Source organism: Pseudomonas sp. PICF141, assembly GCF_002286815.1.
Classification (GTDB): domain Bacteria; phylum Pseudomonadota; class Gammaproteobacteria; order Pseudomonadales; family Pseudomonadaceae; genus Aquipseudomonas.
Genome location: NZ_MUNM01000053.1, coordinates 1 through 3,075 on the forward strand (window position 1 = coordinate 1; position 3,075 = coordinate 3,075).

The window sequence follows — 3,075 nt, forward strand, 5'->3', positions numbered from 1 at the left end:
CGATGATCACCTCACCGTCGGCGTGACCCGGCATGTGAAGGTGGGCACGGCGCAGTTTGTCGAGGCCGGGACGGAGATTCATTACCACGCCGGGGAGAATGTGGTGGTTGAGGGTGGCATGGAGCTGACGGCCAAGGCGGGCGGGAGTTTTGTGAAGATTGATGCGGGTGGGGTGACGATTAGCGGGGCGGAGGTGAAGGTGAATTCCGGGGGTGGGCCGGGAACTGGGACTGGCATTCAGATCTTGGGGCCTCTTTTGCCTGGTCTGGCGGCCAAGGATAAATTCGGCAAGTTGCTTGAAAATGCCCCACGAAGTCATAAGGCTCACTATCTGCTCCAAGACGAAAAAACAGGAGAGTCATTAGCAGGAACTCCTTACACATTAAAGCTGGCAGACGGCACACGTATTGCCGGTTACACCAATGAAGAAGGTAAAACCTTTCAGGCCCATAGCACAAACCCAATCGAAGTGGAGCTGCTGACGCCCATCCGTAAACCGGAGCCTGAGGAGCCATTGATCAGGGCGGGTGAAAGTGCACCGAAGGAAATGACCCTGGACTTCAAAAACGCCAACTCGGAGGGCTGATACATGGCGGTCATGAAACCACCTCAAACGCCGCAGGGCTGTACCAACACCAGCATTGAAGGCACAGTCAAACAGGCGCCATTGCCCAATCCGGACAACAAACCTTATTTGATGGAAAAGGCTAATTACGCTGCACGTTTTCCAAAGTTGTCGTTAAAGAAATCCAAGGATGGCGGCTCTACTGGGCTGGAACTCAAGCAACTTGTCATGAGTGGCTTGATTCGAGCGGACGAGTACCGCTGGGATTTCCGCTGGGACTACAAAGCCGAAGTCTGTTTTGACATGGCCTTTCTTCCACCCAAGCCATTTCTCAGCTCCTCATGGCTGGGCGACGACGAGAAGCCGGACCCCGAGCGACGCCATACCTTATTTCCGTTTCCTAAAGGCTCGGTCAAAGGATTGCTGCGGCGCCCGGATGTCATCATTGTAAAGAGCCGCAGTATCCGTTGGCCGGGACAGGCATGTGCGGATCATCAGGGCGTTGTTCATCCCGATAATCTGGAACGGTTGGTGGAGGTGAAGTTTCCGGGGGACGTGCTTGGAATGGCGCAAAGGGAGGCTTATCTGGATATCGCAGGAGGCCCCAGACGTTTTTCCGTCTTGGAGATCAACGATTGTCGCGACGATGGTGATCGGGAACGGGATCGCGAATACAACAGAGAGCACAAGCCAACCGGAGAGTTCGATCCTTTAAAATGGCCGGTGCTACTGCCTCCTAGGAATCCTGATGAGCCGCCAAGGCCTGCGCCAGTTCCGGTCCCCGCGTACGGTCCGTCAGCGACGCCAAGACCCGCCCATGTGGAAAGCTGGACCCAACAGGTTCAGGCAGCAGTGGATAGCCTTCTGGAACAGGGAGCTAATGGCATCCGAAAACTTTCTCAGGAAGTACAGAAACATCTGGAAGATGCTGCGACTTGGCTCGGCGTCAAAGGTGAATGGATTAGACGCGAATCACAAAAAGCTTGGGAGTGGGTCAGTGAAACAGGGGCTCAAGTCATTCGCTGGACGGACGAGCAATTAAGAGCCGTTTGGAAGGAAGTCCAACGCTACACTGACATAACGTTAGACATGCTCCGGCAAATCGACTGGGTGCAGGTGTTAATCGACTTAGGGATTGCAGTAGCCACAGTGGTCATAGCCTTCGCAATTGGAGCAGCCGTTGTATCAGCGGGTATTCCTGCGGCGATTGTCGCGGGTTTGTTGGTGATTGTGCGACTGGCTCAGCTTTCGTGGGCCTTATTAGCTAGCATTTTGGGCGGTGCCGCCATCACTACAGCAGTAACTGCCGGGTAAAAGAAAACACTATGAATGGATTGGAAAGATTAAACGAGAAGGCTTCTGACCTAGCCTTTGATTTGCCGGATAACACCCCAGTCATCAGGCTGGGATTGATCGCTACGGTGTACTTCAAAGAGGGCTATTTGCTTGAAAGCAAGCAAAAGGTCATGGAGTGTTTCGCCCGCTTCAAGGAGGATTTCGGCCAATACCTCAATGGGCAATTTGATGGTCGCTATAAAAAGCTGACAAACGACAGCTTCAAAAAAACGACAGAAGAAATTCTCGGGACAGATTCGAACGAACAATACGAGTGGCATATCAGTAGCGCCGCGACAGCCGATGAGGCTGGTGAATACAGTCTTTCAGCGCTTAACTCTTTTGAGGTCCATGGTGATCAGAAGCGTTCATACCTGAAGATGACCTTGCCTTGGACGCTGTTGAAAGAAGCTGACGGTGCAGCTCGCTATCAGAGCTGGTTGGCTTATCTCTGCAATCAGGTAAAGGCCGAACATGGTTACGGTGGTTTATCCAGCATCTTGCCTTACGACTTCGATAGCTACATGCCAATGGAGTTTCAACTGGCACAACAGTTTCCCGGGCTCGAAGTGGACTCCATGGTGCATAACTTCAAACGAGAGCTGCTCCATCACATTAAGGGTGTGAACTGGTACACAGTCGTTGGGAGGCAGTTTGTTGAGCGGTTGGGAGGTGAGGCCTCGCTGCGTCACGCCTTTAGCGGCCGTGGTGATGTCGAGGTATTGAATTACGACAGCGGATTGATCATTCGAGCGGGCGAAGTCCCCGAGTTGGGCGCCGAAAGCGACCAGCCTCCCGCAGCCTATGTAGCGGTCAATAGGATCGTAAAAACGCTACGAATTCCCAACCCCGATCAACTGCATACCTATTCTCCTTATGGAGATTGCTTCGAAGAGGACAGTACCGCTCGTTGGTATGCGCGGTTCGACCAGGAAGATACTCAGTCAAAGACTCCCGCACGCCTCGAAGCAGGCCAGCCATGCAGTGTGGCGGGTTATTGGTTCAGCCCCGCTCAAGCGAACTCCCGGCGCTATTTCAATCAGGGTGAAATCATGCCGAGTTTCAGTGGTTCCAACTGGGGCGACACGCTTTGGTATTGGTCCGGTGAAGTGTGACCTTATCTATAAATTACGCTCAGCGGCCACTTCATGGCCCTGAGCGATCACCCGCGCGAC

2 protein-coding genes and 1 pseudogene are annotated in these 3,075 nt (G+C 53.3%); all 3 read left to right on the plus strand.

Features of this window, described 5'->3' with window-relative positions; all coding sequences use genetic code 11:
- A pseudogene (locus BZL43_RS28570) lies at nt 1–586 on the plus strand (hypothetical protein); the annotation flags it as partial.
- A gap of 3 nt (nt 587–589) precedes the next feature.
- Nucleotides 590–1,879 carry a VRR-NUC domain-containing protein gene (locus BZL43_RS14575; RefSeq protein ID WP_095632954.1) on the plus strand — a complete coding sequence of 430 codons (1,290 nt, stop codon included), beginning with the start codon at nt 590–592 and terminating at the stop codon, nt 1,877–1,879.
- An 11-nt stretch (nt 1,880–1,890) separates the two neighbouring features.
- Nucleotides 1,891–3,015, plus strand: coding sequence for a type VI immunity family protein (locus tag BZL43_RS14580; RefSeq protein ID WP_095632955.1), 1,125 nt, complete (start codon nt 1,891–1,893; stop codon nt 3,013–3,015).
- Nucleotides 3,016–3,075 lie beyond the last annotated feature (60 nt).